General features: G+C 41.1%; 26 protein-coding genes. 23 read left to right on the top strand and 3 right to left on the bottom strand.

Annotated elements, in window-relative coordinates:
• The first annotated feature begins 160 nt into the window (after nt 1-160).
• The 3 genes from AC1D0K_RS26690 to AC1D0K_RS26680 all read left to right on the top strand — a co-directional run bounded on the left by AC1D0K_RS26690 (nt 161) and on the right by AC1D0K_RS26680 (nt 3837).
• Nucleotides 161-1342: a formimidoylglutamase gene (locus AC1D0K_RS26690; RefSeq protein WP_477391664.1), complete on the top strand. Its 1182-nt coding sequence runs from the start codon at nt 161-163 to the stop codon at nt 1340-1342.
• A 57-nt stretch (nt 1343-1399) separates the two neighbouring features.
• Nucleotides 1400-2572 carry a redoxin domain-containing protein gene (locus tag AC1D0K_RS26685; RefSeq protein ID WP_477391665.1) on the top strand — a complete coding sequence of 391 codons (1173 nt, stop codon included), beginning with the start codon at nt 1400-1402 and terminating at the stop codon, nt 2570-2572.
• A gap of 131 nt (nt 2573-2703) precedes the next feature.
• Entirely contained in the window at nt 2704-3837 is a 1134-nt protein-coding gene (locus tag AC1D0K_RS26680) for a redoxin domain-containing protein (RefSeq protein ID WP_477391666.1), read from the top strand.
• 94 nt (nt 3838-3931) lie between these two features.
• Here AC1D0K_RS26680 and purD read toward each other — a convergent pair whose 3' ends face one another.
• From purD to metK, 3 genes are all read right to left on the bottom strand, one after another.
• Nucleotides 3932-5206 (bottom strand): phosphoribosylamine--glycine ligase, encoded by a 1275-nt coding sequence (purD, locus tag AC1D0K_RS26675; RefSeq protein ID WP_477391667.1) that lies wholly within the window; start codon nt 5204-5206, stop codon nt 3932-3934.
• A gap of 205 nt (nt 5207-5411) precedes the next feature.
• Nucleotides 5412-6446, bottom strand: a complete 1035-nt coding sequence (locus AC1D0K_RS26670; RefSeq protein ID WP_477391668.1) for a YncE family protein — start codon at nt 6444-6446, stop codon at nt 5412-5414.
• Nucleotides 6447-6636: 190 nt separating this feature from the next.
• Nucleotides 6637-7887 carry a methionine adenosyltransferase gene (gene metK, locus AC1D0K_RS26665; protein ID WP_295712822.1) on the bottom strand — a complete coding sequence of 417 codons (1251 nt, stop codon included), beginning with the start codon at nt 7885-7887 and terminating at the stop codon, nt 6637-6639.
• 223 nt (nt 7888-8110) lie between these two features.
• On the opposite strand from metK, the gene AC1D0K_RS26660 reads away from it, so the two are divergent.
• The 20 genes from AC1D0K_RS26660 to nuoL all read left to right on the top strand — a co-directional run bounded on the left by AC1D0K_RS26660 (nt 8111) and on the right by nuoL (nt 26092).
• The gene (locus AC1D0K_RS26660) at nt 8111-8992 is read left to right on the top strand and encodes a diacylglycerol/lipid kinase family protein (protein WP_477391669.1); all 882 of its coding nucleotides are present in this window, start codon (nt 8111-8113) and stop codon (nt 8990-8992) included.
• Between the two features lie 14 nt (nt 8993-9006).
• A complete protein-coding gene (locus tag AC1D0K_RS26655) occupies nt 9007-9342 on the top strand; it encodes a translation initiation factor (RefSeq protein ID WP_477391670.1) in 336 nt (111 codons plus the stop codon).
• 411 nt (nt 9343-9753) lie between these two features.
• Nucleotides 9754-10599, top strand: a complete 846-nt coding sequence (locus AC1D0K_RS26650) for a MotA/TolQ/ExbB proton channel family protein (protein WP_295712812.1) — start codon at nt 9754-9756, stop codon at nt 10597-10599.
• A 90-nt stretch (nt 10600-10689) separates the two neighbouring features.
• Nucleotides 10690-11316, top strand: a complete 627-nt coding sequence (locus AC1D0K_RS26645) for an ExbD/TolR family protein (RefSeq protein ID WP_295712809.1) — start codon at nt 10690-10692, stop codon at nt 11314-11316.
• Between the two features lie 6 nt (nt 11317-11322).
• Complete coding sequence (locus AC1D0K_RS26640) at nt 11323-11868, top strand: ExbD/TolR family protein (RefSeq protein WP_295712806.1); 546 nt, start codon at nt 11323-11325, stop codon at nt 11866-11868.
• Nucleotides 11869-11907: 39 nt separating this feature from the next.
• On the top strand, nt 11908-12738 hold the full coding sequence (locus tag AC1D0K_RS26635) for an energy transducer TonB (protein ID WP_295712803.1): 831 nt from the start codon (nt 11908-11910) through the stop codon (nt 12736-12738).
• A gap of 224 nt (nt 12739-12962) precedes the next feature.
• Nucleotides 12963-13889 carry a PstS family phosphate ABC transporter substrate-binding protein gene (locus tag AC1D0K_RS26630; protein WP_295712800.1) on the top strand — a complete coding sequence of 309 codons (927 nt, stop codon included), beginning with the start codon at nt 12963-12965 and terminating at the stop codon, nt 13887-13889.
• Between the two features lie 9 nt (nt 13890-13898).
• Nucleotides 13899-15617: a tetratricopeptide repeat protein gene (locus tag AC1D0K_RS26625; protein WP_477391672.1), complete on the top strand. Its 1719-nt coding sequence runs from the start codon at nt 13899-13901 to the stop codon at nt 15615-15617.
• Between the two features lie 100 nt (nt 15618-15717).
• On the top strand, nt 15718-16089 hold the full coding sequence (locus AC1D0K_RS26620) for an NADH-quinone oxidoreductase subunit A (RefSeq protein ID WP_295712793.1): 372 nt from the start codon (nt 15718-15720) through the stop codon (nt 16087-16089).
• A 125-nt stretch (nt 16090-16214) separates the two neighbouring features.
• On the top strand, nt 16215-16757 hold the full coding sequence (locus AC1D0K_RS26615) for an NADH-quinone oxidoreductase subunit B (protein WP_295712790.1): 543 nt from the start codon (nt 16215-16217) through the stop codon (nt 16755-16757).
• Nucleotides 16757-17260 (top strand): NADH-quinone oxidoreductase subunit C, encoded by a 504-nt coding sequence (locus tag AC1D0K_RS26610; protein WP_295712789.1) that lies wholly within the window; start codon nt 16757-16759, stop codon nt 17258-17260. The genes AC1D0K_RS26615 and AC1D0K_RS26610 overlap by 1 nt, the downstream gene beginning before the upstream one ends.
• Nucleotides 17261-17317: 57 nt before the next feature.
• Complete coding sequence (locus AC1D0K_RS26605) at nt 17318-18529, top strand: NADH-quinone oxidoreductase subunit D (RefSeq protein ID WP_295712787.1); 1212 nt, start codon at nt 17318-17320, stop codon at nt 18527-18529.
• Nucleotides 18522-19046 (top strand): NADH-quinone oxidoreductase subunit NuoE family protein, encoded by a 525-nt coding sequence (locus AC1D0K_RS26600; RefSeq protein WP_477391673.1) that lies wholly within the window; start codon nt 18522-18524, stop codon nt 19044-19046. Before AC1D0K_RS26605 ends, AC1D0K_RS26600 begins: the two co-directional genes overlap by 8 nt.
• A gap of 8 nt (nt 19047-19054) precedes the next feature.
• Nucleotides 19055-20413: an NADH-quinone oxidoreductase subunit NuoF gene (nuoF, locus tag AC1D0K_RS26595; RefSeq protein ID WP_477391674.1), complete on the top strand. Its 1359-nt coding sequence runs from the start codon at nt 19055-19057 to the stop codon at nt 20411-20413.
• Nucleotides 20414-20596: 183 nt separating this feature from the next.
• Nucleotides 20597-21586, top strand: coding sequence for an NADH-quinone oxidoreductase subunit G (locus AC1D0K_RS26590; RefSeq protein WP_477391675.1), 990 nt, complete (start codon nt 20597-20599; stop codon nt 21584-21586).
• The gene (nuoH, locus tag AC1D0K_RS26585) at nt 21586-22629 is read left to right on the top strand and encodes an NADH-quinone oxidoreductase subunit NuoH (protein WP_477391676.1); all 1044 of its coding nucleotides are present in this window, start codon (nt 21586-21588) and stop codon (nt 22627-22629) included. Before AC1D0K_RS26590 ends, nuoH begins: the two co-directional genes overlap by 1 nt.
• A gap of 4 nt (nt 22630-22633) precedes the next feature.
• Nucleotides 22634-23131, top strand: a complete 498-nt coding sequence (locus tag AC1D0K_RS26580) for a NuoI/complex I 23 kDa subunit family protein (RefSeq protein ID WP_295717578.1) — start codon at nt 22634-22636, stop codon at nt 23129-23131.
• Between the two features lie 61 nt (nt 23132-23192).
• The gene (locus AC1D0K_RS26575; RefSeq protein ID WP_295717576.1) at nt 23193-23690 is read left to right on the top strand and encodes an NADH-quinone oxidoreductase subunit J family protein; all 498 of its coding nucleotides are present in this window, start codon (nt 23193-23195) and stop codon (nt 23688-23690) included.
• The gene (gene nuoK, locus AC1D0K_RS26570) at nt 23690-24019 is read left to right on the top strand and encodes an NADH-quinone oxidoreductase subunit NuoK (RefSeq protein ID WP_295717574.1); all 330 of its coding nucleotides are present in this window, start codon (nt 23690-23692) and stop codon (nt 24017-24019) included. Before AC1D0K_RS26575 ends, nuoK begins: the two co-directional genes overlap by 1 nt.
• A gap of 159 nt (nt 24020-24178) precedes the next feature.
• Nucleotides 24179-26092: an NADH-quinone oxidoreductase subunit L gene (gene nuoL / locus AC1D0K_RS26565; RefSeq protein ID WP_477391677.1), complete on the top strand. Its 1914-nt coding sequence runs from the start codon at nt 24179-24181 to the stop codon at nt 26090-26092.
• The last annotated feature ends 21 nt before the right edge of the window (nt 26093-26113 follow it).

Below are 26113 nucleotides of genomic sequence, written 5' to 3'. Positions count from 1 at the left end.
GTGCAGATGATCTCAATCGGACAAAAAAGATATGCATATCTACATTTTCATATTAAATTTCACATCTGCATATCAACCCTTATATCTACACATTTCAAATTTGCACATCTGCACATCAATCTGCACATTTGCACATCTGCATATTTGCACATCAAACATTATGTCCTTAGCTGATTTTTTTACACCCATTGATCTTAAAAAGATCGCTCCTAAAAAGGGGTATTATACCAGCCAGCTTGGCGATAAAATTGTGCATTATTCCGTCGATTTCCCCGATCTGGAGGAAAAAACAGACCTCGCCATTATTGGTGTTATGGACGATAGAAACGCAACCGATAACCAGGGCTGTGCTCTTGGTCCGGATTATATTCGCGAAAAATTATACCAGCTTAATGAGGGCGGCTATAATTTAAAAATTGCCGATCTGGGCAATATTGTTGCCGGGGCTACAGTTACCGATACCTATTTCGCCCTTAAAACTGTAGTGTCAGAATTGGTTAAAAAGGATATTATCCCCATTATTATAGGTGGCGGGCAGGACCTCACCTACGCCCAATATATGGGATATGAAGACCTGGAGCAAAAGGTAGACCTAGTGGTGATTGATTCAAAGTTCGATTTGGATGAAGACGAAACATCCGGAAGTTTGGAAACCACCTCGCAATCTTATCTCAATAAAATATTTTTACATGAACCCAACTACCTGTTCAATTTCAGTAACCTGGGTTATCAAACTTATTTTGCCAGCCAGGAAAGCCTTCGGGTTATGGATAAGCTATACTTTGATGTACACCGCCTTGGCGAGCTAAGCGGCAATATAGCCATAACAGAGCCCGCCATCCGCAACGCTAGTATGATCAGTTTTGATGTGGGGGCTATCCGGTCGTCAGATGCAATGGGTAATGCCAATGCATCTCCCAACGGCTTTAACGGGCAGGAAGCCTGCCAGCTATGCCGGTATGCCGGTTTTAATGATAAACTGAGCTCTATAGGCTTTTATGAATTTAACCCCGCTTATGATAATAATGGCCAAACAGCTATGTTACTGGCGCAAATGATATGGTACTTTGTTGATGGTTTTTATGGCAGGAAAAGTGATTTTCCGCTCAACCCCAAATCACAATACCTTATTTACAAAACCAGTCTTAGACATGAAGATCAGGAGGTTGTATTTGTAAAAAGTAAAAAATCAGATCGTTGGTGGATGCAGGTACCTTATCCAAGCGGCGGATCGCGTAATGAGCGTTTTCACCTGGTGCCCTGCAGCTATGCCGACTATAAAACAGCCACATCCGGCGAGCTGCCCGACCTTTGGTGGCGTACGTATCAAAAATTAAACTGATAATTACAATTAGAACAGCATTTTAACGTTATCAAAACTTACAGTTTTTATATTCTGATGAAGAAAATATTTTTTTTAGTAACTGCATTGCTGCCGGTTATGGCATTTGCTCAAACTCCTGAAACCTTTACCATTAACGGCAAAATAGGAAGCACCAGCGCTCCGGCTAAAGTTTATCTATCATACCAGTTAGGCGCCAATAGCGTTATCGACTCTGCAAATGTGGAGAATGGTGCATTTAGTTTCACCGGCAAAATGCTAAATCCCGTTAATGCAACATTAGTGGTTGACTATAAAGGGTTGGGTATTGAAAAATTTACACAGCAATACTCTGATGGCAGAACACTTTCAAATAATGCTGATAACCTGAGTTTCTTTATTGATAAGGGTACAGTAACTATTACCAGCAAAGATTCTATAAAAAAAGCACAGATTACAGGTTCGCAACTTAATATTGACAATGTAAAACTGCAGGAGCAACTGAAAGGGATCAATATAAAGGCCGAAAGATTAATGGCCGAGGTTAAGGCTGCAACACCAGAACAGCAAAAATCGCCTGCGTTTCAAAGCAGTATGCAGGCCAAGTACAAAGCGCTGCAAACCCTGCAAAGTTTTACTTTAAAAAGCTTTATAACCGATAACCCTAATAGTTATCTTAGTTTACTTGCCTTAAGTTCGGTAGGTGGGCCATCGCCTGATCCCAGCGAAATTCAGCCATTGTACAATTCGTTATCGCAAAGTGTAAGGGAAACCGAGGCGGGCCGGGTTTTAAAAAGTCAGCTTGATATGTTAAAAGCGACTGCTGTTGGTTCAGTAGCGCCGGATTTTACACAGAATGATGTGAACGGAACGCCTGTTAAACTATCATCATTCAGAGGTAAATATGTATTGCTTGATTTTTGGGCCTCATGGTGTGGTCCATGTCGCCAGGAAAACCCTAACGTGGTACGCAACTATAACAAATACAAAACAAAAAACTTCACAGTATTAGGAGTATCATTGGATAAGGCCGAAAGCAAATCGGCCTGGCTTGCCGCCATTAAAAACGACGGACTTGACTGGACCCAGGTATCTGATCTTAAATACTGGAACAACGCGGTAGCAGCACTTTACTCCGTAACCTCTATCCCTCAAAATTACCTGATTGGCCCTGATGGAAAGATCGTTGCCAAAAACCTTCGTGGCGAAGACCTTGATGCCAAGCTGCAGGAATTGTTTGGAAAGATATAATTTGGTGAGTGGTGATTGAGTAATACCTGTCAGTTAAACTTAATTCAGGTGCTCAGCAATGTAACTTTTTTATTGACTATGACTAATATGTAGTTAATACATATTATATTGCGATATAAACTTTATCATTCATGAAAAGAATAATATTATTGGCATTAGCTGTAATACCCGCTGTTGCTTTTGCACAGGATACTAAATATAGCATACAAGGAAAGATAGGCGAATTTAACGCGCCTGCCAAGGTTTACCTCGAATACAGGTTCCCTAAAGGCAAACCTATTTATGATTCCTGTATGGTTGTTAACGGTAAATTTCATTTTACTGGTTCAGTTGGCGCTGCGCCACTTAATGCTTACCTGTTATTTAATCGTAAAGGTACCGGCACAGGTAATGCTGATGGTTACCGCGTAATTTATCTGGAACCGGGTGTTATCAACCTAACGGCTACTGACAAGATTGAAAACGCAACAGTTGAAGGCCCAAAAACAAACCAGGAGAACGAAAAATACCAGCTTGGACAAAGGCCAATAAGTGATGCCTATGCTGCGCTTGAGGAAAGGCAAAAAGCAGCTACAGAAGAGCAAAAAGCTTCGCCTGAGTATGCCAAAAAAGCAAAGGCCGATGAAAAGGCCATCGACGATATGAGCGCGGCTATAGATAAAAAGTTTATCCAGGAAAATCCCGGCTCCATTATCAGCCTCAATGCTCTTGAATCCTTAGCCTACAGTGCCGATTATGTAGATATTAAACCGTTATATGATGCTTTAACACCTGCTGTAAAGAGCACTGAAGCAGGCAAAGCCCTGGGCGAAAGGATGCCTAAATTAAAGGCTGTGGCATTGGGTGCAACTGCACCTGAATTTGCCGAAGCCGATACCAGCGGAAAGATCGTCAACCTGTCATCATTTCGCGGGCAATATGTTTTGATTGATTTTTGGGCATCATGGTGCGGCCCATGCCGAAGGGAAAATCCTAATGTAGTAAAAGCTTATAACCACTATAAAGGTCAAAAATTTACTATTTTGGGTGTATCGCTTGATAAGCCAAACGCAAAAGAAAAATGGTTAGCCGCCATTCACAAAGATGGCCTTACCTGGAATCATGTTTCTGATTTAAAATTCTGGGATAGTAAAGCGGCTGGTTTATACGCCGTTCGCGGTATTCCGCAAAACTTTTTGATTGATCCCAATGGAAAAATCATTGCCAAAAATCTGCGTGGCGATGATCTGGAAGATAAGCTTGCTGAGATCTTCGGGAAAATATAATTTAGAGAATGGTTGATTGGGTTAGATTAGGTTGATTAAGTTTGGCTGGTAAAACTCAATCAACCATTCACTTAATCAACCAATCAACTTCTTGTTAAAGAAGATCGAACCCAATATCTTTCCTGAAGTACATACCATCGTAATAAATACGGCTGGCATCGGCTGTGGCTTGTTGCAGGGCGTTAAACATATTGTCTTGCAATGTAGTGATAGCTAAAACTCTGCCTCCGGTAGTTATTACGTTTTCACCGTCGTTACCGGTGCCTGCATGAAACACTATGGAGTCGCGCACGTTTTCGGTACCGGTTATTACTTTGTTTTTGAGGTATTCGCCGGGATAGCCGCCTGCAACCATTACTATGGTGGCAGCTGTTTTTGGAGATATGATGAGTTCCTTTTCATCCAGGTTACCTTCGGCAACACCCTGAAGCAGGTCTACAAAGTCGCTTTCAATACGGCGTATAACGCTTTCTGTTTCCGGATCGCCCATGCGGCAGTTGTACTCAATAACCCATGGCTCACCATCCTTGTTCATCAGGCCAATAAATATAAAGCCTTTGTATGGGATATTATCTTTTTTCAGCCCCTCAACAGTAGGGATAATTACCAGTTCTTCTACCTTTTTCATGTAGGCAGCATCAGCAAATGGAACGGGCGAAATAGAACCCATACCGCCTGTGTTTAAACCAGTATCACCTTCGCCAATGCGTTTGTAATCTTTTGCTTCGGGGAGTATTTTGTAGTTGGTGCCATCGGTCATTACAAAAACAGATAGCTCAATACCCTGTAAAAACTGCTCAACCACCACGCTCGAACTTGCTTCGCCAAACTTGGCTTCGGCAAGCATTTGCGTGAGTTCCAATTGAGCTTCTTCAAGGCTAAGGCATATTAATACACCTTTACCGGCTGCAAGTCCATCTGCCTTTAATACTACGGGCAAACCCGCAGTAACCAGGTAGGTAAGGCCTTCCTGAAGGGTATCTTTGGTAAACGTTTTGTAGGCGGCTGTAGGGATGTTATGCTTTTGCATAAACTGCTTGCTAAAATCCTTGCTGCCTTCTAACTGGGCGGCATGCTGCTGCGGGCCAACTACCGGTACATTTTTCAACTGCTCATCGGCCAAAAAGAAATCATGAATTCCCTTAACCAGCGGCTCCTCGGGACCAACCAGCACCAGGTTGATAGCGTTTGCAATAACAAAAGTTTTAATGCCCTCAAAATCGGTAACCTTTAGGTTAACGTTGGTGCCGTACTGGTGGGTACCGGCATTGCCGGGGGCAATAAAAAGCTTTTGGCATTTAGGACTCTGTGCAATTTTCCAGGCGAAGGCACTTTCCCTTCCGCCCGAACCGAGGATCAGGATATTCATGTGGGCAAAGATAGGTTTTTGGACGAAAGATTTTAAGATGAAGGTTAAAAGACGAAGGATGAAGGATTTTGACCTTCGTTTTTCAGTTCAGTTGCGCTTGTTTGTAAGTTAAACGAGCGCAACTAAACTATATTAATATCAATACCTGATTGCCCGCGAAGCCCATTCCGCAATACAGTAGCCAAAATAAGTTGATGGGTTGGTTTTATTTTCCAACTTCAATTATATGAAACGTGCCGGGTACTTGTTTGGGCCGTGGATTTGGGTTTTCTGTTGTTGCGGCTACAGGGGTGGTTTTAGCTGCCGGTAAATAAAGCCTGTGTGTTAACAGATCAATACCGATTGTACGTGCGCTGGGCTCAGATGGAATATTCTCCACAAATTCAAATTTATTAGCATTGATTTCTCTTACCACGCTTATTGTTCCTTCGCCGTTTGAAGCGTAGGCTGTTTTTAATTCAGGATCAAATACCAAGCCGTCGCAGCCGCCAATAGGGAATTTAGCCAGGTTTTTACCGTTAGTGGCATCCATGATCACCATGGTTTTATTACCGCCGCAACCAATAAATAAACGGTTGGTTTTACGATCGATATCCAGGCCTGATGGCTCATCGCCGCCGTTAATTTTATACCTGTCCTGTACTTTTAAGGTGGTGGCGTTTATCACCACTATTTCGTTTGTGGTTTCTGCATTTACAAATACCTTTCCTTTTCCATCAGATACACCGGTTTCGGGCTTTGCTCCTAAGGGAATGGTGGCTACAACTTTATCTGTAGCCACATCAATAACAGTGGCATCCATGCTTCGGCCATTAAATGCGTATACCTTTTTTGCAAAGGGCTCATAAAATATAGCATCTGGATTTGTACCTACAGGAATCTCGCCCAAAACCTTGAAACTTGTAAGATCAAACACAATTACCTTATTAGCACGCCCGGCGCTGATATAGCCCTTATTTAATGCATTAACCAGTGCAATACCATGTACACCAGGAGTGTTGGGGATATAGCTTATAGAATCGCCAGCGGTTGATAAAATATTAACCTGGTTGCCATGTGATGTGTAAATGCGTTTATGAGCCCCATCAACAGTTATATAATCCCAACCGCCATTACTGTTAACAGAAATATTCTTCAATATATGAAACCCGGTTTTTTGCTGAGCCCTGGAGTAAATGGGATTGGTTACTATAAAAAGGGCCACCGAGAAGGTTGCCAGTAACAGGTTTAAGTTTTTCATAAGTAATTGGTTTTTATGCAATTTACCTAATTAATTCTGTAGAAATTTTGGATGGATTGTATGTAGTATAAAATGGGGGAGTTTGCTACCAAAGGGATGGGATTATGCTATCGCCAGTTCAAACTTCCCGTAACAAAAAAAGCGACTGATTTTTACCAGTCGCTTTTTGCGATAATATATATTGGATAGCTTACAACCCGAAAGCTGCTTTTACTTTATCAACATAATCTAATTTTTCCCAGGTGAAAAGTTCCACTTCGCGTTTTAGTTCGCTGCCGTCATGGGCAATAAAAGTTTTAGTTACGGTTTCGCTTGGTTTACCAAAGTGACCATAAGCAGCGGTTTCGCTGTAAATAGGGTTACGCAGTTTAAAGCGGGTTTCAATAGCGTATGGAGTCATATTGAAAACAGCCTCTACTATTTTGGCTATTTCTCCATCATGTAATTGAACTTTGGCAGTGCCGTAGGTGTTTACGTAAATACCCATTGGCTGGGCCACGCCTATAGCATATGATACCTGTACCAAAACTTCGTCGCAAACACCGGCGGCAACCAGATTTTTGGCAATATGGCGTGTTGCATAAGCAGCAGAACGATCAACCTTTGAAGGATCTTTACCTGAAAATGCGCCACCACCGTGTGCACCTTTACCGCCATAAGTATCCACAATAATTTTACGACCGGTTAACCCAGTATCGCCATGCGGCCCGCCAATAACAAATTTGCCGGTTGGGTTAATATGGTATTTGATCTGATCGTTAAAAAAGTGGGCGTATTTTGGATATTTTGCTTTAACACGAGGAATCAGGATACTGATGATATCTGCACTGATTTTGGCAAGCATTGCTTTCTCTTCGTCAAAATCGTCGTGTTGTGTGGAGATAACAATAGCATCAATGCGCTGTGGTTTGTTGTCATCGCTATATTCTAACGTAACTTGCGATTTTGCATCCGGGCGAAGGTAGTTGATCTCGCTGTTTTCGCGACGGATAGCAGCAAGCTCAATTAGTAAAGCGTGAGCTATATCCAAAGCCAAAGGCATATAGTTATCAGTTTCTACAGTAGCATAACCAAACATCATACCCTGGTCGCCTGCACCCTGCTCTTCTTTAGCCTGGCGGTCAACACCCTGGTTAATGTCCGGCGATTGTTCATGAATAGCTGATAGCACACCGCATGAGCTGCCGTCAAACATATATTCACCTTTGGTGTAACCAATTTTGTTGATTACTTCGCGGGCTATTTTTTGTACATCTAAATAAGCTTTTGATTTTACTTCGCCGGCCAAAAATACCTGCCCGGTGGTTACCAGCGTTTCGCAGGCAACTTTTGAATTGGGGTCGAAAGCTAAAAAATGATCTATCAGCGCGTCTGAGATCTGGTCTGCAACTTTATCGGGGTGTCCTTCTGATACGGATTCAGAAGTAAATAAATATGGCATATAAAATTTTTATACAATTAATTTAAAACAGCAAAAGAGGAGATTTAAAGGCATCGTAGTAAAAAGAAGCATTGGTTTTAGCACTTTTTTACGTGGTTGCAATCCAGTTACCTGTCGGTAATCAATTAAATCATTCCACTTTCGGGTAGCAAAAATAAAACAAATTTTACAAAGCCGAAAATACATTTACTTTTGATACTTTATTTAATATTAATACAGATAGTTGAAACGTAAAGCGTTATTTATAATAAATCCGATATCGGGGGGGAAGAAGAAGGATGGTGTGCCAGAGTTGATAGACCAGAACCTTGATAAGAATGTGTTTAATGCCGACATTGTTTATAGTGATGGTGTATCACATGCCCGAATAATAGCCGGCGAAGCGGCAAATAAGTTTGATGTGGTGGTTGCTGTTGGTGGTGATGGTACTGTAAATGAGATATCTTCGGCCATTGTGGGTAGCAGCACCGCTTTAGGTGTGGTTCCCTTTGGCTCAGGAAACGGATTGGCCCGGTTTTTAGGAATTCCGATGAATACTGCCGAATCAATAAAAGCGTTAAGTGCCTATAAAATAGAAACCATTGATTCGGGACAGATGAACGGTTTGCCATTTTTTAATATGGCAGGTATGGGTTTTGATGCTCACATTGCCGAAGTATTTTCGCATGGTAAAAAGAGGGGTTTTTTAACCTACATCAAATCAACCATGCAGGAGATTATGAACTATAAATCTCAGGAGTACCGGATTGAAATTGATGGAAATATATATGAGCGCGAAGCTTTTATTATAAGTATTGCCAATTCATCACAATGGGGTAATGATGTGCACATTTCACCAAAGGCATCGGTGCAGGATGGTTTATTGGATGTGTGTGTGATTCAAAAATTCCCCATATGGCGCCTGCCCGAGATTGGCGCACGCCTGATGCTTAAAACAATTGAATCCTCTAAGTATATTGAAATTATAAGAGGAAAGAATATAAAAATTACCCGGCAAAAGGCGGGGCCTATCCATCTTGACGGCGAGCCACATGTAATGGATACCGATATACATATTAATATAATACCCGGCTCATTAAAAGTAATTGTAGGCCCCGGCTATTAAAAAAATAGATTATTATGGCTAAGAAGAATTTTACAGGTGTAGTTTATTCAACCGATCCCGGCTTTGAATACCAGGAAAATGGGAGTAATGCTGCTCAAACGCTGCCACCACAACAGCAAAACTTTAAAATATATCTTGATAGGAAGGGTGGAAGTAAATTGGTTACCCGGATAACCGGTTTTGTAGGCACTGATGCCGATCTGGAATCGATTGGAAAAAAGCTAAAAACAAAATGCGGGGTGGGCGGTTCGGTAAAAGAGGGCGAAATATTGATCCAGGGTGATTTCAGGGATAAAATATTAATCCTGCTGCAAACCGATGGCTATAAAGCAAAAAAGGCCGGCGGATAACTGCTGGATAAGTGCCTCATTAACCAAATATTAAACCAATTAATAGCGTATTTTGTACACTGGAAAATTTAAACCTTGCTATAAGAGTTTCGCATTACGGGCATAATAAATGCCGGGTCAATTTGAAGTGTAACGAAATAGTAGCATAAATTTTATCAGGATTGCTTGATAATATTAAAAAAAATGGTTTTCATTGCAAATAATTGTAGTGGCAACACACAATAATCAGACATTATTACGTTATTTATATCCAATTGCACACAAAATGTAATTTGGTATTAAAAAATTGTAAAGAATAATATAAATGATTTTTTTATTTCAATAAAATTCTATTTTTGTTATTCGCATTTTAGAGCACATTTTAACTAACTTATAATATAAACAAAAACTAAAAACTAAAAATTAAAAGTAATGGCAAACGCACCAACAAAACCAACTACTCCTGTTAAGAAAGAAAGCTCAAGTGCATCGGGCATGTTTGCTTCTTTAACTATTCCTATTTGCTTAATAGTGTCAACTTGTATTTTCATATTCATATTAGGTGATGCAAGTCACTTCAAAGGCGGAGATGTTGAACACGGCAACCCGGCAGATATCTTCGGTACTGTACACAAAGGCGGTGTTATCGTACCAATGATCATGGGTTTCCTTTTAATGGTTATCGTTTTCTCTATCGAGCGTTTCGTAGTTATCGGTAAAGCATCAGGTACAGGCAGTGTTGATTCTTTTGTTAGAAAAATCCAGTCCTCTCTTAACGCAGGTAACATTGCAGCAGCAGCAGCTGAGTGCGACAAACAAAAAGGTTCTGTAGCTAACGTTATCAAATCAGCCTTGAAAAAATATGGCGAAATGGAAGCTGAACCTAATTTAGATGTTGACCAAAAAACTTTGGCAATCCAAAAAGACATTGAAGAAGCTACAGCTTTAGAAATGCCAATGTTAGAGCAAAACTTAACCATCATCGCTACATTAGTATCTATCGGTACATTAACCGGTTTATTAGGTACAGTAATCGGTATGATTGGTGCGTTCTCTACATTAGCCGCCGCTGGTGCTCCAAACCCTTCTGAACTTTCAGCACACATTTCTGAAGCTTTGATTAATACAGCTTTAGGTATCAGTACTTCAGCTATATCAATTATCATGTACAACGTATTTACATCAAAAATTGATAAACTGACTTACGCTATTGACGAAACAGGATTTAGCATTGTACAAACATTTGCTTCATCTCACAAAAACGCCAACAGAGCATAAAAATATAGTAGTGCTTAGTTTTTCCCGCATAAAATAAAAGCGGGGGATTTTAATACTTAACAATACTATATATTTTAAAAAAATTAAAACATGGCAAGGATAAAAGTTCCAAGAAAGAGTACAGCAATTGACATGACCGCCATGTGCGATGTGGCATTCTTGTTGTTAACTTTCTTTATATTAACTGCAAAACCAAGAACCGATGATCCGGTTCCAATCGATGTGCCAAGGTCTTCTATTCAGCAGCCGGTTCCTGATGAGAATTTTGCTACAGTAACTGTAGGTAGTAACAAGGCTTTTTTCGGTATTGAGGGAACAGATCTTCGTAAAGCAACTTTAGAGCAAATGGGCTCGATTTATAAAATCGGGTTTACACCAGAAGAAATGAAAAAGTTTTCAGGTGTAGAGTCATTCGGTGTGCCAATTCAGCAGATGAAGCAATTCCTTGCTCTGTCGTCAGAGCAGCAGAGAAAGTTCGCACAACCAGGCATCCCGAGAGATTCGGTAAGCAATGAGTTGTTTAACTGGATCCGCGAAGCCCGTAAGGCTACCGTAGCACTGCATAACGTACAAATGCGTATCGCTATAAAAGGTGATAGCAAGGAAGAGTACCCTGTTATAAAGGATGTTGTTGGGATTTTGCAAAAGCAAAAAGTTAATAAGTTTAGTTTAATAACTTCAGTTAGTGGCGGTGCACCTGCCCCTAAATCAAAATAAGGAATCATGGCAGAATTAGACACCTCCGGGGGAGGGAAACATAAAGGTGGGAAGGTACGCAGTAAAAAGCAATCAACCCGTATAGATTTAACCGCGATGGTGGATCTGGCTTTCTTATTGATCACATTCTTTATCATGACAACCACATTGGCCAAGCCTAAAGCGTTGGACCTTGCAATGCCGGATAAGGATGAGAAAACCAAAGATCAGTTGCCTATTGCTGCTTCGCGTTCATTAACCCTTTTATTGGGTAGCGATGATAAACTAGAGTGGTACCTTGGCGAGCCGGGCAAATCGGCACCTGAAGTTATCAGCTACGGTAAGGATGGCTTACGCAAATTACTCGTTGAAAAAAGTAAAGAAGTACAGGAAAAAACCGGTAAAACTATTTTTGTTGTAATAAAACCAAGTGACAAGTCAAAATACAAAAACATGGTTAGCGTATTGGATGAAATGAACATCACCAATATACTAATGTATGGTATTGTTGATATCACCGCACCAGAAATTGAGTTGTTGAAGAGGGAAAACCTATACAACGATACCAAATAATAATAAATAACGTTAACTAACATTAAAGCCTGACAAAAAATGTTTGGATCAAAATTAGACATATTAGATCAGAAATGGATCGACGTTGTTTTTAGTAGCAGGAATAAAGCATATGGTGCTTATGAACTAAGAAAGGATAATGCAAAAAATACTAACAGGGCGCTTGTAATAGCCATTATATTATTTGTATTTATAATTTCTTTGCCTACTATAATCAACAAGCTGAAAGGCTTGATCCCTAAAGCTGATGAAAAAGTGAAGATAACAGACGTAGTGCTGTTACCTCCGCCACCGGTGGATCAAACCAAAAAACCACCTCCACCGCCACCAGAACCACCAAAACCAAAGGTTGACCAGGTTCGTTTCCCACCTCCGGTTGTAAAACCAGATAATGAGGTTAAGGAAAAAGATCCACCAACGGTTAAGGAACTCGCTGTAGCGGATCCAGGTCAAAAAGATCAAAAAGGTGATCCGAATGCTGATATCAGGATTGATGAGCCAGTAGGTAACTCAGATATTAAGCAGGTTGTTGAAGAAGATCCTAATAAGATCTTTGCATCTGTTGAAAACTTACCCGAGTTTCCGGGTGGTGTTGAAAAATTTGGTGCTTATTTGAGCAAGACCATCAGGTACCCTGCAGTTGACCGTGAAAACGGTACTCAAGGACGTGTAATCCTTACTTTCGTTGTGGAACGTGACGGATCATTAACTGATATTAAGGTTTCAAGAAGCCTTAGCGCAGGTACCGATGCAGAAGCAATACGTGCACTAAAAGGTTCACCAAGATGGAAACCAGGTATTCAAAACGGAAGGCCGGTTCGTGTACAGTATAGCGTACCCGTAAGCTTTACATTAGCCAGCGATAACTAGAATAATGCCATTTAATTTCAATAAAGAGCAAAAATCGCCCAAAAGGCGGTTTTTGCTTATTTTAGGAACTGCCGCATTTATTTGCTTTGTAATTTTGGGCCTGATGATCATGTTTTGGGATAAACTTCCATTACAGTTACAGCCATATCAGCGGATACTTTTCGGAGCTTTTATTATTGGATACGCGATTTTGCGTTTCTCAAGGTTGTTCAAAAAAGATCAGGATGAAGATTAGGTTTGATTTTAAATACTTTTTTTTTGCGCTGATTGTATCAATTGGTTTACAGGCCTGTAAACAAAAAGCTGCAAAACCGATTGCCGACGATACATTCAACTCGGGTAAAAGTACCTTTGTTGCCGACGAATCTTTTGCACCAATAGTAGGGCAGGAGGAATATGTTTACAAAAGCAGAAATCCGGAGGCACAGCCCACTTTTTTGTACAAAACAGAAAATCAGGCGGTGAATATGCTATTAAATGATAGTGTCAGGATGGCAGTGCTTTCAAGGGATTTGGATACTGCTGAACGTAATATTATCATTAAACGCTCTTTAAACGTTGCAGTACTGCGTTTTGCAACTGATGCCATTACATTGATAGTAAATCAGGCATCAAACGATACTACTATTACTGTTGCTGCATTAAAAAATATGCTCCGTGGAAAAGGCGATGCAAACAAAACAATTGTTTTTGATAACCCTAACTCAAGTTTGGTAAGGTATTTGAAGTACTTTTCTGGTACTAAAGAATTCAATCAGAAAAATATTTATGCCTTAAAATCAAATAAAGAGGTTATTAAATACGTTAGTGAACACCCGGACGCACTTGGTGTCACAGGTTTTAGTTGGCTTAATGATCCGGATGAGGATATGATACCTTATGTGGCTAAAGTTAAAATTGTAGGGGTTAAGGATGAGGCTAATAAGCAGTACGGAGAGTACTACTTTAAACCTTCTCAAGAATCACTCGTCTTAAAACAGTATCCTTTAAGCAGGGGGTTATACCTGGTTAATACGTCGAGCAAAGATGGTTTAGCTACCGGGTTTGCAACATTTTTAGCCAGTGATGTGGGGCAGCGGATTATATTAAAATCGGGTTTATTGCCTGATGTTATGCCGCCAAGAGAGATAAATTTAAAAAGTAAATTATAACTAAATAAGATGAAAATGATCAGTAAAATAGCTAAGGCAACATTAGGACTGGTATTTATAGGTTCATCATCAGTTTTTGCGCAAAGTCTAGCCGACGCCAAAAAAGCTATTGACGCCGAACAATATCAAAAAGCCAAATCAATGCTTAAAAACCTTACGGTTACACAGGCCGATAAGGACGAAAACTTCTTTTACCTGGGTTGGGTATACCTTAAACAGGATTATACCGACTCTGCAAAAACGGCATTCAATAAAGGTATTGCTGTAAACCCTAAATCAGGTTTAAATTACGCTGGTTTAGGTGCTGTTGCCCGTTTGGATAAAGACAAAGCAGGTGCAACTACCAATTTTAACCAGGCTGTAAGTCTTGCCGGTAAAAATAGCAAGCCATTTGTTTATGTGGGTAAAGCTTATTTGTTACCTACAACCGCAGACGGTAAAATATCTGTTGATGATGCAAGTGCAGCTATCGCTGTTTTGCAAAAAGGTAAAGCCGCTAATCCAAAAGACGTTGAGTTATTGATTACTTTAGGTGATGCATATGCGTCACAGGTAAAAAGTAATGAAGCTTACCAGGCTTATTCAGATGCAACTACAATTGATCCCAAAAATCCAGCTGCTAAAGTAGCAACCGGTGTTTTGTGGAGATATGCAAATAACTTTGAAGATTCAGAAAAACAATTCCAGGATGCATTAGCCATTGACCCTAATTTTGGGCCGGCTTACCGCGAATGGGCTGAAACTGATAACCGTTGGGCTAATGCCGATCCTAAAATGGCATCTGTTAAAATTAAACAAGCAGTTGAGGAATACAAAAAATACCTGAGCTTAACAGATCTTTCTGTTGAATCCCAAATGCGTTATGCCGACTTTTTGATCAGCGCCGGTCAATTTCAGGAGCTTCAAACAGTTGCTGCTGATTTGTCAAAATCTGCAAAATCAAACTTAAGAGCGTACCGTTACTTAGCTTATGCAGCGTTAGAAAATAAAGATTACCCTGCCGGCTTAACAGCTATGAACACCTGGTTAGCCAAAGCAGATCCAAAAAGGATTGTGCCACGTGATTATTTGTACCTTGGCAGATTACAAATTGCATCTGGACAGGATTCAACAGGTATTAACACTTTAAGGAAAGCAATTTCTTTGGATACTACCCAGGTTGATGTTTATGGTGAAATTGCTAAATCACTATATGGTAAAAAGAAATATGGCGAAGCTGCTGCAACTTATGCCAACTATATTGCAAAATCGCGCAAGGTTCAACTTAATGATTACTTATCAATGGGTATGAGCTATTACAAAGCATATAATGATCAATATTTTAGCACTGCCAAACCAAAGCCGGTTGCTGATACCACTTTATTGACCAAAGCAGACTCAGCTTTTAGTTATATTCAGCACAAAGCAAAAGCACCATCAGGTATTGTAGCCTTATTCCAGGCGCGTGCTAATGATCAGAAAGAGCCAGCAGACAGAACTGCGTTTAAGGGCTATGCTAAGCCATACTATGAGCAATACATTGCTTTAACAACTGCAAAGGGAGTAACTGATGCTGATAAATCATTCATGGGCGAAGCTTATGCTTACCTTGGAGGTTATTATGAGTTTAAGGAAAAAGACGAAGCCAAAGCTGTAGAAAACTACACCAAGGCTAAAGAATTGGATCCTACAAATAAACAGGCAGTAAATTACTTTGCACGTAAAGCCGCAGGCGGTAAAAGCAAATAATTGAGAAAAACAGGAATTTAGAATTCATATTTTAATAATAAAAGAAGGTCTCTTGAAAAAGAGGCCTTTTTTATTATTGTTCCATTAGTATATTTGCAGCATGGAAGTACAAAGTTTACCGGTTAATTATTTGCCCATCATATTTCAAATGCTTGTGGCTTTAGGGTTTGTGGTAACCACCATGTTTGTTACGCATAAAATTGGCCCCAAACGTGCTACAAAGGATAAACTTACGCCTTTTGAATCAGGTATTGAGGTTGTGGGTAATGCCCGTTCTCCTATGTCTATCAAATATTTCCTGGTCGCAATACTATTTGTATTGTTTGATGTGGAAGTAATTTTTATGTATCCCTGGGCAGTAAACTTCAAGGCGATGGGTAAAGATGGTATGATAGAAATGTTCATTTTTATGGGCACTCTTTTATTAGGTTTTATCTACGTTGTTAAAAAAGGCGCGTTAGACTGGGATTAAGTTTAGAACGATTCTAAATATAGCCCTTGTAAACGCATAGTGTATCTTTTACATCGTTATTATTGTAAATTTGCCGTCATTATCCTTGCTTGTATAGGGTAATAATTTTCTATTAAAATTGTTCAATGAGTGATATTCAAATAGTTGATGCCCCTGCAGGTGTAGAAGGCGCCGGTTTTTTTGCTACCTCGCTTGATAAAGTAATAGGTATAGCCCGCTCAAATTCATTATGGCCCCTGCCATTTGCTACCTCATGTTGCGGTATTGAGTTTATGGCAACTATGGCTTCTCATTATGATCTTTCGCGTTTTGGTGCCGAGCGGTTAAGCTTTTCACCACGCCAGGCTGATCTTTTGATGGTTATGGGTACCATCGCAAAAAAAATGGCTCCTGTATTGCGCCAGGTTTATTTGCAAATGGCCGAGCCACGCTGGGTTATGGCTGTAGGTGCTTGTGCTTCAAGTGGTGGTATATTTGATACTTATTCTGTTTTGCAGGGTATAGATGAAGTTATCCCGGTTGATGTTTATGTGCCTGGTTGCCCTCCTCGTCCGGAAGCTATTATCGATGGCTTTATCAACATTCAAAAGCTGGTACAGACAGAATCGCTTCGCAGAAGAAATGAGCCTAAATACCAGGAATTATTAGCTAAATACGGAATCCAATAATGGCTACTATACCCAACGAAGAGCTTTTAAAAAGAATTGGTGAGAAATTTGGCGAGCAGGTAACTTTAGTTGGCGAGCCTTATGGTTTACTTACTGTAGAGACCGGCCGCGAGCAGATCATTGATCTGTTGACTTTTTTAAAGACAGATGCCGCACTTCGATTTATATTTTTAACAGATATCACAGCAATACATTATCCTGAGCAGGAAAAGCAAATTGGTATCATTTACCACTTGCATAGCCTTACCACAAACACCCGTATCCGGATAAAAGTATTTTTGGTTGATGGCGACGTGCATATCCCAACTGCTACCGTGCTATGGGAAGGCGCCAACTGGATGGAACGCGAAACGTATGATTTCTTCGGAGTTATATTTGATGGCCACCCGGATCTGCGTCGTATTTTAAATGTTGACGACATGACGGCTTTCCCGATGCGTAAGGAATTTCCGTTGGAAGACCCGAATCGTGTTGACAAAAAGGATTACTTTTTCGGAAGATAATATTATGCCGTATGGGAAACCTCAACGGCATCACCATAAAGAAAATAATTTATACTGATGCAAAATCATCCTGTATATACAGATAACGATCCTCAAAACGAGCTTTCAACCTTAAACTTAGGGCCAACCCACCCTGCAACACACGGTGTGTTTCAAAACGTGTTGCAGTTGGATGGCGAGAGGATTGTAAGCGGCGTATCAACCATTGGTTACATACACCGGGCATTTGAAAAAATTGCCGAACACCGCCCATTTTACCAGATCACCCCACTTACAGATCGTTTAAACTATTGTTCATCGCCAATCAATAATATGGGTTGGCACATGACCGTAGAAAAACTTTTAGGTATCACCACCCCTAAGAGGGTTGATTACCTGCGTGTAATTGTGATGGAGCTGGCCCGTATATCAGACCATATTGTATGTAATGGTGTATTGGGTGTTGATACAGGCGCTTTTACCGGTTTCCTGTACATGATGGAATACCGCGAAGCCATTTATGAAATTTACGAAGAGGTTTGCGGAAGCCGCCTTACTACAAATATTGGCCGTATAGGTGGTTTTGAACGTAATTTCAATAGCATTGCCTTTGCAAAACTGCGTAAGTTTTTAGTTGATTTTCCTAAAACGCTTAAAGAATTTGAATCGCTGTTTAACCGTAACCGTATTTTTGTTGACAGAACAAAAGACGTTGCCGCGGTTACAGCCGAAGATGCATTAAGCTATAGCTGGACAGGCCCGATACTACGCGCCACCGGTGTTGATTATGATGTAAGGGCCATGAACCCATATTCATCATACGAAGATTTTGATTTTGAAGTACCCGTTGGTACCAATGGTGATGTTTACAGCCGCTTTTTGGTACGTAACGAAGAAATGTGGCAGAGTATGCGCATTATTGAGCAGGCCCTTGTAAAGCTGGAAAAAGAACCATCGGATATATTTCATGCTGATGTGCCTGAGTTTTACCTGCCGCCGAAAGAAGAAGTTTATAATAACATGGAAGCCCTTATTTATCACTTTAAAATTGTGATGGGCGAAATACCTACCCCTAATACCGAAGTTTATCACTCGGTAGAAGGAGCTAATGGCGAATTAGGTTTTTATTTGGTTAATGATGGCGGGCGTAGCCCATACCGTTTGCATTTCCGCAGGCCAAGTTTTATCAATTACCAGATGTATGCGCCAATGAGCCGTGGTATGTTATTATCAGATGCGATTATTAATATGAGTAGTTTAAACGTTATAGCCGGAGAATTAGATGCTTAGAGTTGAAGATGCTCAGGTTTCGGTTGAGTTTAGCCCGGAACTGCTGAATAAATTTGCTGATGTGGTTTCCCGCTATCCCGCAGGAAAACAAAAATCAGGGCTGTTGCCGATCCTGCATTACGTACAGGCCGAGTTTGGCTGGGTTAGTCCGCAGGCGATGGATAAAGTAGCGGCATATTTAGATATTTTACCTATTGAGGTGTATGAGGTTGCTACGTTTTATACCATGTACCTTTTGCGCCCGAGTGGTAAATATGTACTGGAAGTGTGCCGTACAGGCCCTTGCGGTGTAGTTGGCGCCGATAAGATAATGGATCATATTGGAAAAACCTTAGGCGTTAAAGAAGGTGAAGTTACTGCCGACGGCTTATTTAGCTGGAGAGGTGTTGAGTGCCTTGCTGCCTGTGGTTACGGTCCGGTTTTACAAATAGGCCCTGAATATACTTTTTACGAAAATTTAACTGAAGCGTCTGTTGATAAATTGATCGGCGACTTAAGAGTTAAGGCAAAAAATTAACAGTTAATATGGGACGCAAATTACTTTTAGAACATATAAACGTACCAGGCATCAATACATTTGATGTTTACCGCTCAAAAGGGGGCTACGCGGCTGTTGAAAAGGCTATAAAAACCATGTCGCCAGAAACGATTGTGGAAGAGGTAAAGAAATCTGGCTTGCGCGGTCGTGGCGGTGCGGGTTTCCCTACCGGTATGAAGTGGAGCTTTTTGGCTAAACCCGAGGGCGTAGAGCGATACCTGGTTTGTAATGCCGATGAATCTGAACCCGGTACTTTTAAAGATCGTTATTTGATGACTTATATTCCCCATTTATTAATTGAGGGAATGATCGTATCCAGCTTTGCGTTGGGTGCTAAAACATCATACATATATGTTCGCGGCGAAATGATGCCGCAGATCCGTATACTGGAAAGAGCCATTGCCGAAGCAAAAGCAAAAGGCTTTTTAGGTAAAAATATATTAGGATCGGGTTACGATCTTGAATTATATGTTCAACCTGGTGGCGGTGCTTACATCTGCGGTGAGGAAACTGCTTTATTAGAATCATTGGAAGGCAAACGTGGTAATCCGCGTATAAAACCACCATTTCCTGCTATCGCGGGTTTGTATGGTTGCCCTACCGTGGTAAACAATGTGGAATCAATAGCGGCAGTGGTGCCTATCGTTAACGAAGGTGGCGACGAATATGCTAAATTAGGTATTGGCCGTAGTACAGGTACCAAGCTGATCTCGGCTGGTGGTAATGTTAAAAACCCTGGAGTTTATGAAATTGACCTGGGTTTACCGGTAGAGGAATTTTTATACTCTGACGAATACTGTGGTGGTATCGCCAATGGCAAACGCTTAAAGGCGGTTGTTGCGGGTGGATCATCAGTGCCAATATTGCCTGCTAATCTTTTCTTGAAAACTATTAATAACGAGCCCCGCCTGATGAGCTATGAATCATTAGCCGATGGTGGTTTTGTAAGTGGTACCATGATGGGTTCTGGCGGTTTCATTGCATATGATGAAGACCAGTGTATTGTGCGTAATACCTGGAATTTTACCCGGTTTTATCACCACGAAAGCTGCGGACAATGTTCGCCTTGCCGTGAAGGTACCGGTTGGATGGAAAAGGTACTGCACCGCTTGGAGTATGGCCATGGCAAAATGAGCGACATGGACTTGCTGGTTGATGTATCTAAAAAAATTGAAGGAAATACAATTTGTCCGCTTGGTGATGCGGCAGCATGGCCGGTGGCCAGTGCTATCCGCCATTTCAGGGATGAATTTGAATGGCATGTAACTAACGGAGCAGAAGCTACAACCCGTAATTTTGGGTTAGCGCATTATGCGGATCCGTTAACGGTTGCAGCGACAGCATAAAATAACACACCACTATGTCATTGCGAGGAACGAAGCAATCTCATAAGGACAGGTGACGACTATGTATGACGAGATTGCCACGCTGCGCTCGCAATGACATACCGGAAAAATGTAGAGGTTTCTAAACTTTAAGATTTAGAAATCGGGATTTAGAGTTTATACAAGGACGTTATATAAATGTCAATGAAAGTAACAATAGACGGAATACCCGTTGAAGTAGAACCAGGAACAAGCATCCTAAATGCCGCGAGGCAGATAGGTGGCGACATCGTTCCGCCTGCTATGTGCTATTACTCCAAGCTGGAGGGCAGTGGTGGTAAATGCCGTACCTGTTTGGTAAAGGTGACTAAAGGATCTGAAAAGGATCCACGCCCTATGCCTAAACTGGTTGCATCTTGCCGTACCGGCGTTATGGATGGCATGGAAGTACAAAACATTACCTCGCCCGAAGTTGTGGAGGCCCGTAAAGGTGTGGTTGAAATGTTATTGATCAATCACCCGTTGGATTGCCCTGTTTGCGACCAGGCCGGTGAGTGCCACCTGCAGGATTTAGGCTTTGAGCATGGCGCTGCTAAAACACGCTACGAGTTTGATCGCCGTACATTTGAGAAAATTGATATTGGCGATAAAATTCAGCTGCATATGACGCGTTGCATCCTGTGCTACCGTTGTGTGTTTACTGCCGATCAGATCACCAATACCCGTTTGCATGGCATACTGAATAGGGGCGATCATTCAGAAATCTCCACTTATATCAGCAAAGCTGTTGATAACGATTTTTCTGGAAATATGATAGATGTATGCCCTGTAGGTGCATTAACAGATAGAACCTTCCGCTTTAAAAACCGTGTATGGTTCACTAAACCTGTAGATGCACACCGCGATTGCGATAAATGCTGTGGTAAAGTAACTTTGTGGTATAAAGGCGAGGATGTGATAAGGGTAACAGGCCGCAAGGATGTTTATGGTGAGGTTGAAGAGTTTATTTGCAATACCTGCCGCTTTGATAAAAAGAAAACAGCTGATTGGGTAATTGAAGGCCCACGCAAAATATCGCATAAATCGGTTATCAGCTCAAATCACTACGAGTTTACACCGCTGCCGGTTGTTAAAACCAACCCGGTATTGATGGAAGCGAATAAAGAACAATTTGAAAGAGACACACGCTTATAATGGGATTAGTAGATATAGCACTTAAATTTGGCCTGATATTGATTATTTTCCTTATCAGTTTGGTTGTGGCCATGTACTCAACTTATGCCGAGCGCAAGATAGCCGCGTTTTTCCAGGATAGGATAGGCCCTAACCGTGCCGGTCCGTTCGGACTTTTGCAGCCACTGGCTGATGGAGCTAAAATGTTCCTGAAAGAAGAGATCATTCCAACCAACGCAACACCATTCCTGTTTATAGTTGGCCCCTCACTGGCCATATTAACAGCCTGTATAGGTTCGGCAGTTATCCCATGGGGGCAACAGATCACCATCGGCGGGCATATAGTTGATTTGCAGGTTACAGATATTAACGTAGGTGTTTTATACATCTTCGGTGTGGTATCATTAGGCGTTTATGGCGTAATGATTGGCGGCTGGGCATCAAACAATAAATACTCTTTATTAGGCGCTATCCGTGCAGCATCACAGAACATCAGTTACGAAATTTCAATGGGCTTGTCAATCATCGCTTTATTGATGCTGACAGGTACCTTAAGCTTACGTGAAATTGCCGAGCAACAGCACGGCTGGAACTGGAATATATTACGCCAGCCACTTGGGTTTTTGATATTTATTGTATGTGCTTTTGCAGAAACCAACCGTACACCATTCGATTTACCTGAGTGCGAAACAGAGCTGGTTGGTGGTTATCATACCGAGTATTCGTCAATGAAACTGGGCTTTTACCTGTTTGCCGAATACATTAACATGTTTATTTCATCGGCAGTAATGGCTACCTTATATTGGGGTGGTTATAACTATCCGGGTATGGATTGGATGCTTGCGCATACCGGTCCAACTATTGCGCCAATTATTGGTGTGGTGGTTTTGTTTGCTAAAACTTTCTTGTTCATCTTCTTTTTTATGTGGGTACGCTGGACAATTCCACGTTTCCGTTACGATCAGTTGATGGACCTGGGCTGGAAGATATTGATACCATTGGCCATTGCCAATATTGTACTAACGGGTATAGTTAGTGCAACACTTACTCACTTTGGATATTAATTAAATGGAATCATTAAGCAATAAACGAAAAGTATTGGAAGTAAAGCCGCTCAATTTTTTAGAGCGTGCTTACCTGCCGGCTATCGCGGGTGGACTTATTACTACCATGAAGCACTTTTTCAGGAAACCGGTAACGATCAGTTATCCTGAAGAGAAACGTGAGTTTTCTGAAAACTTTAGAGGTATGCACTCGCTTAAACGCGACGAGGATGGCAAGGAACGCTGCACAGCCTGTGGGTTATGCGCATTATCATGCCCGGCAGAAGCTATAACCATGACGGCTGCAGAACGCCAGAAAGGCGAGGAGCACCTATACCGTGAAGAAAAATACGCCGCTGTTTATGAAATAAACATGCTTCGCTGCATTTTTTGCGGCCTTTGTGAAGAAGCCTGCCCTAAGGAGGCTATATATCTTGACGGAGATATTGTACCTGCCGACTATTTACGGAAGGATTTTATTTACGGTAAAGACAAATTAGTAGAGGCACCCCTAAATCAATAAAGAAGTTTTATACCTTTGCCCAACTCTTTTAATGGGGCAAGGGTATTTTGTAAATATAAACATGAGTACATTTTACTTCATCGCATTTTTGTCCATATTCTTTTCGATATTGGTTATTACGGCCAAAAATCCGGTACATAGTATCCTTTATCTTATACTTACCTTTTTTACGTTCACTATTCATTATATTTTAATGAACGCCCAGTTTTTGGCGATAGTTAATTTTATAGTGTACATGGGTGCTATCCTGGTATTATTCCTTTACACATTGATGCTTATCAACCTTAATAAGGATAGTGAGCCTGTTAAGCCATTTATGGTGAAATTTGCGGGTGTGTTTGGTGGTGGTATACTGATGGTGGCTTTAGCGGCTTCTTTAAAATCTATCGGCGCATCTAACCCTGTAATATTGCAGAACCCCGATCTGGGCCTGGTAAAAAACCTGGGTAAAGTATTGTTTAACGAATTTTTACTGCCATTTGAAATATCGTCTGTATTGCTGCTATCGGCAATGGTGGGCGCTGTTTTACTGGCTACAAAAGACACAAAAACTGCATAATGGAAAGTTTAACAAATACAATACATGCGGTACCGCTTAATCATTACATTTTATTAAGCAGCATTATTTTTTCGATTGGTGTAATGGGTGTGTTGATACGCCGCAATGCTATCGTAATATTTATGTCGGTTGAATTGATGCTGAACGCGGTGAACCTTTTGCTAACGGCATTCTCTGTTTACAGGGGTGATGCTTCGGGCCAGGTTTTCGTATTCTTCATTATGGCGCTTGCTGCTGCCGAAGTAGCTGTGGGCTTGGCTATCATTGTGATGATCTACCGGAATACCAATTCGATAGATATCAACGTGTTGAACAGGCTTAAATGGTAGGCTGATTTCGGATTTCGGAATTTCGATTTCGGATTTAAGAAATAGAATAAATATAGTAACAGACCGTCATCGCAAGTGAAGAGATTGCTTCGTTCCTCGCAATGACGATTAAATAAATAGAAACGTATAACGTAGTACGTAAAACGTATAACTCAAAACATGAATCAATACATCTGGCTTATTCCCATATTACCGTTGGCCGGTTTTATTATTAACGGACTTGGTCGTAATTCATTATCAAAAGGAATAATAGGCTTTATTGGAAGCCTGCTGGTGCTGGTATCTTTTGGCTTAAGCCTTGCGGTTTTCTTTCAGATCAAATCAACCGGAAACCCTGTAAATGTTGCTTATTTTGACTGGATTAATGCGGGCCCTGTTCATGTGCCTTTCGCATTTTTGATAGATCAATTAAGTTCTATTATGCTGCTCATTATTACGGGTGTTGGTTTCCTTATCCACCTGTATTCTATAGGTTATATGCATCACGATAAAGGCTTCGGTAAGTTTTTCGCTTACTTAAACCTGTTTGTTTTCTTCATGCTTTTATTGGTATTGGGATCAAACTACATCATTATGTTTATAGGATGGGAGGGTGTAGGTTTATGCTCATACCTACTCATCGGTTTCTGGTATACAAACCCAAGTTATGCCGATGCTGCCAAGAAAGCTTTCATCATGAACCGTATTGGTGATTTGGGCTTTTTGTTAGGCGTGTTCTTAATGATCTACGCATTTGGCACCCTTGAATTCGCTACATTATTTCCTAAAGTTGCGGCCTTGAAAGTAGGTGCTGCACCACTTACAGCTATTACCATGTTGCTGTTTGTGGGTGCTATAGGTAAATCGGCACAGTTACCCTTATTTACCTGGTTACCGGATGCGATGGCAGGGCCAACCCCTGTATCTGCATTGATCCACGCTGCAACCATGGTTACAGCAGGTATTTATATGATTGCCCGCTCAAACATTTTGTATAGCATGGCGCCATTTACAATGGAAGTTGTAGCTATAGTAGGTTTAGCAACCGCGTTATTTGCCGCGCTTATCGCCCTTACGCAAACTGATATAAAAAAGGTATTGGCTTATTCAACCGTATCGCAACTGGGATATATGTTTTTAGGCTTGGGCGTGGGTGCTTACACCGGCTCTTTCTTCCATGTATTAACGCATGCATTCTTTAAAGCCTTATTATTCCTTGGCGCGGGTTCTGTTATCCATGCGATGAGCGATGAGCAGGATATGCGTAAAATGGGAGGCTTAAAAAGCAAGTTGCCTGTTACGTTTGCTACCATGCTTATCGGTACTATTGCTATTTCGGGTATACCACCGTTCTCTGGTTTCTTTTCAAAAGACGAAATTCTGGCTCATGCCTATGCGCACAGTACCACATTTTATGTGGTAGGTGTTTTTACAGCGATGCTTACTTCGTTCTACATGTTCAGGATGATGTACCTTACTTTCTGGGGTAAATTCCGTGGTACACATGAACAGGAGCATCATTTGCATGAGTCGCCTGCAACCATGACCATTCCATTGATCATATTGGCAATACTTTCTATTGTGGGAGGTTTAATTGGCGTGCCTGAGGTGTTGGGCGGTCATCATGAGTTAGGTCATTACCTTGCTCCGGTATTTAAAGCTTCAGCAGCCGTATTACCTTCAAGTGAATTATCATCAAGTACCGAATGGATCCTGATGGGTGTTTCGGTAGGTGTTGCATTGTTCGCGTTGATATATGCGTACATCAAATATGTGCAAAATGGCCGCGTTCCGGTAGCTGATACCGAAGAGCGCCCGGCATTGAGCAGCTTATCATACCATAAATTTTATGTTGATGAGCTTTATGATTTTGTGATTCGTAAACCATTGGATTTTCTGTCAACATTTTTCTACAACGTTGTGGATAAGATGGGGATAGATGGATTGGTAAACGGCTTAGGCAAAGGAACTATTGAAACCAGTAAAGGGCTGCGTTTATTGCAGACCGGTAATGTGGGTTTCTACATATTTGTAATGGTGCTGGGTATAATAGCCATATTGCTTTACAGTGTATTTGGATTAACTAAAGTATAAACGATAGCGTTTAAAATATAA

It is taken from the genome of Mucilaginibacter sp. P1_A3 (genome assembly GCF_056406855.1).
This window is presented reverse-complemented; position numbering and strand designations above follow the sequence as displayed.

Excerpts from the sequence above, each read along its gene's own strand:
- nuoH (WP_477391676.1), top strand. The coding sequence starts at position 21,586 with ATGGGATTAGTAGATATAGCACTTAAATTTGGCCTGATATTGATTATT.
- nuoL (WP_477391677.1), top strand. The coding sequence starts at position 24,179 with ATGAATCAATACATCTGGCTTATTCCCATATTACCGTTGGCCGGTTTT.
- AC1D0K_RS26655 (WP_477391670.1), top strand. The coding sequence starts at position 9,007 with ATGGCTAAGAAGAATTTTACAGGTGTAGTTTATTCAACCGATCCCGGC.
- AC1D0K_RS26620 (WP_295712793.1), top strand. The coding sequence starts at position 15,718 with ATGGAAGTACAAAGTTTACCGGTTAATTATTTGCCCATCATATTTCAA.
- nuoF (WP_477391674.1), top strand. The coding sequence starts at position 19,055 with ATGGGACGCAAATTACTTTTAGAACATATAAACGTACCAGGCATCAAT.
- AC1D0K_RS26600 (WP_477391673.1), top strand. The coding sequence starts at position 18,522 with ATGCTTAGAGTTGAAGATGCTCAGGTTTCGGTTGAGTTTAGCCCGGAA.
- AC1D0K_RS26615 (WP_295712790.1), top strand. The coding sequence starts at position 16,215 with ATGAGTGATATTCAAATAGTTGATGCCCCTGCAGGTGTAGAAGGCGCC.
- AC1D0K_RS26630 (WP_295712800.1), top strand. The coding sequence starts at position 12,963 with ATGAAGATTAGGTTTGATTTTAAATACTTTTTTTTTGCGCTGATTGTA.
- AC1D0K_RS26590 (WP_477391675.1), top strand. The coding sequence starts at position 20,597 with ATGAAAGTAACAATAGACGGAATACCCGTTGAAGTAGAACCAGGAACA.
- AC1D0K_RS26680 (WP_477391666.1), top strand. The coding sequence starts at position 2,704 with ATGAAAAGAATAATATTATTGGCATTAGCTGTAATACCCGCTGTTGCT.
- AC1D0K_RS26605 (WP_295712787.1), top strand. The coding sequence starts at position 17,318 with ATGCAAAATCATCCTGTATATACAGATAACGATCCTCAAAACGAGCTT.
- AC1D0K_RS26580 (WP_295717578.1), top strand. The coding sequence starts at position 22,634 with ATGGAATCATTAAGCAATAAACGAAAAGTATTGGAAGTAAAGCCGCTC.
- AC1D0K_RS26690 (WP_477391664.1), top strand. The coding sequence starts at position 161 with ATGTCCTTAGCTGATTTTTTTACACCCATTGATCTTAAAAAGATCGCT.
- AC1D0K_RS26635 (WP_295712803.1), top strand. The coding sequence starts at position 11,908 with ATGTTTGGATCAAAATTAGACATATTAGATCAGAAATGGATCGACGTT.
- AC1D0K_RS26625 (WP_477391672.1), top strand. The coding sequence starts at position 13,899 with ATGAAAATGATCAGTAAAATAGCTAAGGCAACATTAGGACTGGTATTT.
- AC1D0K_RS26670 (WP_477391668.1), bottom strand. The coding sequence starts at position 6,446 with ATGAAAAACTTAAACCTGTTACTGGCAACCTTCTCGGTGGCCCTTTTT.
- AC1D0K_RS26575 (WP_295717576.1), top strand. The coding sequence starts at position 23,193 with ATGAGTACATTTTACTTCATCGCATTTTTGTCCATATTCTTTTCGATA.
- metK (WP_295712822.1), bottom strand. The coding sequence starts at position 7,887 with ATGCCATATTTATTTACTTCTGAATCCGTATCAGAAGGACACCCCGAT.
- AC1D0K_RS26640 (WP_295712806.1), top strand. The coding sequence starts at position 11,323 with ATGGCAGAATTAGACACCTCCGGGGGAGGGAAACATAAAGGTGGGAAG.
- purD (WP_477391667.1), bottom strand. The coding sequence starts at position 5,206 with ATGAATATCCTGATCCTCGGTTCGGGCGGAAGGGAAAGTGCCTTCGCC.
- nuoK (WP_295717574.1), top strand. The coding sequence starts at position 23,690 with ATGGAAAGTTTAACAAATACAATACATGCGGTACCGCTTAATCATTAC.
- AC1D0K_RS26645 (WP_295712809.1), top strand. The coding sequence starts at position 10,690 with ATGGCAAGGATAAAAGTTCCAAGAAAGAGTACAGCAATTGACATGACC.
- AC1D0K_RS26685 (WP_477391665.1), top strand. The coding sequence starts at position 1,400 with ATGAAGAAAATATTTTTTTTAGTAACTGCATTGCTGCCGGTTATGGCA.
- AC1D0K_RS26650 (WP_295712812.1), top strand. The coding sequence starts at position 9,754 with ATGGCAAACGCACCAACAAAACCAACTACTCCTGTTAAGAAAGAAAGC.
- AC1D0K_RS26610 (WP_295712789.1), top strand. The coding sequence starts at position 16,757 with ATGGCTACTATACCCAACGAAGAGCTTTTAAAAAGAATTGGTGAGAAA.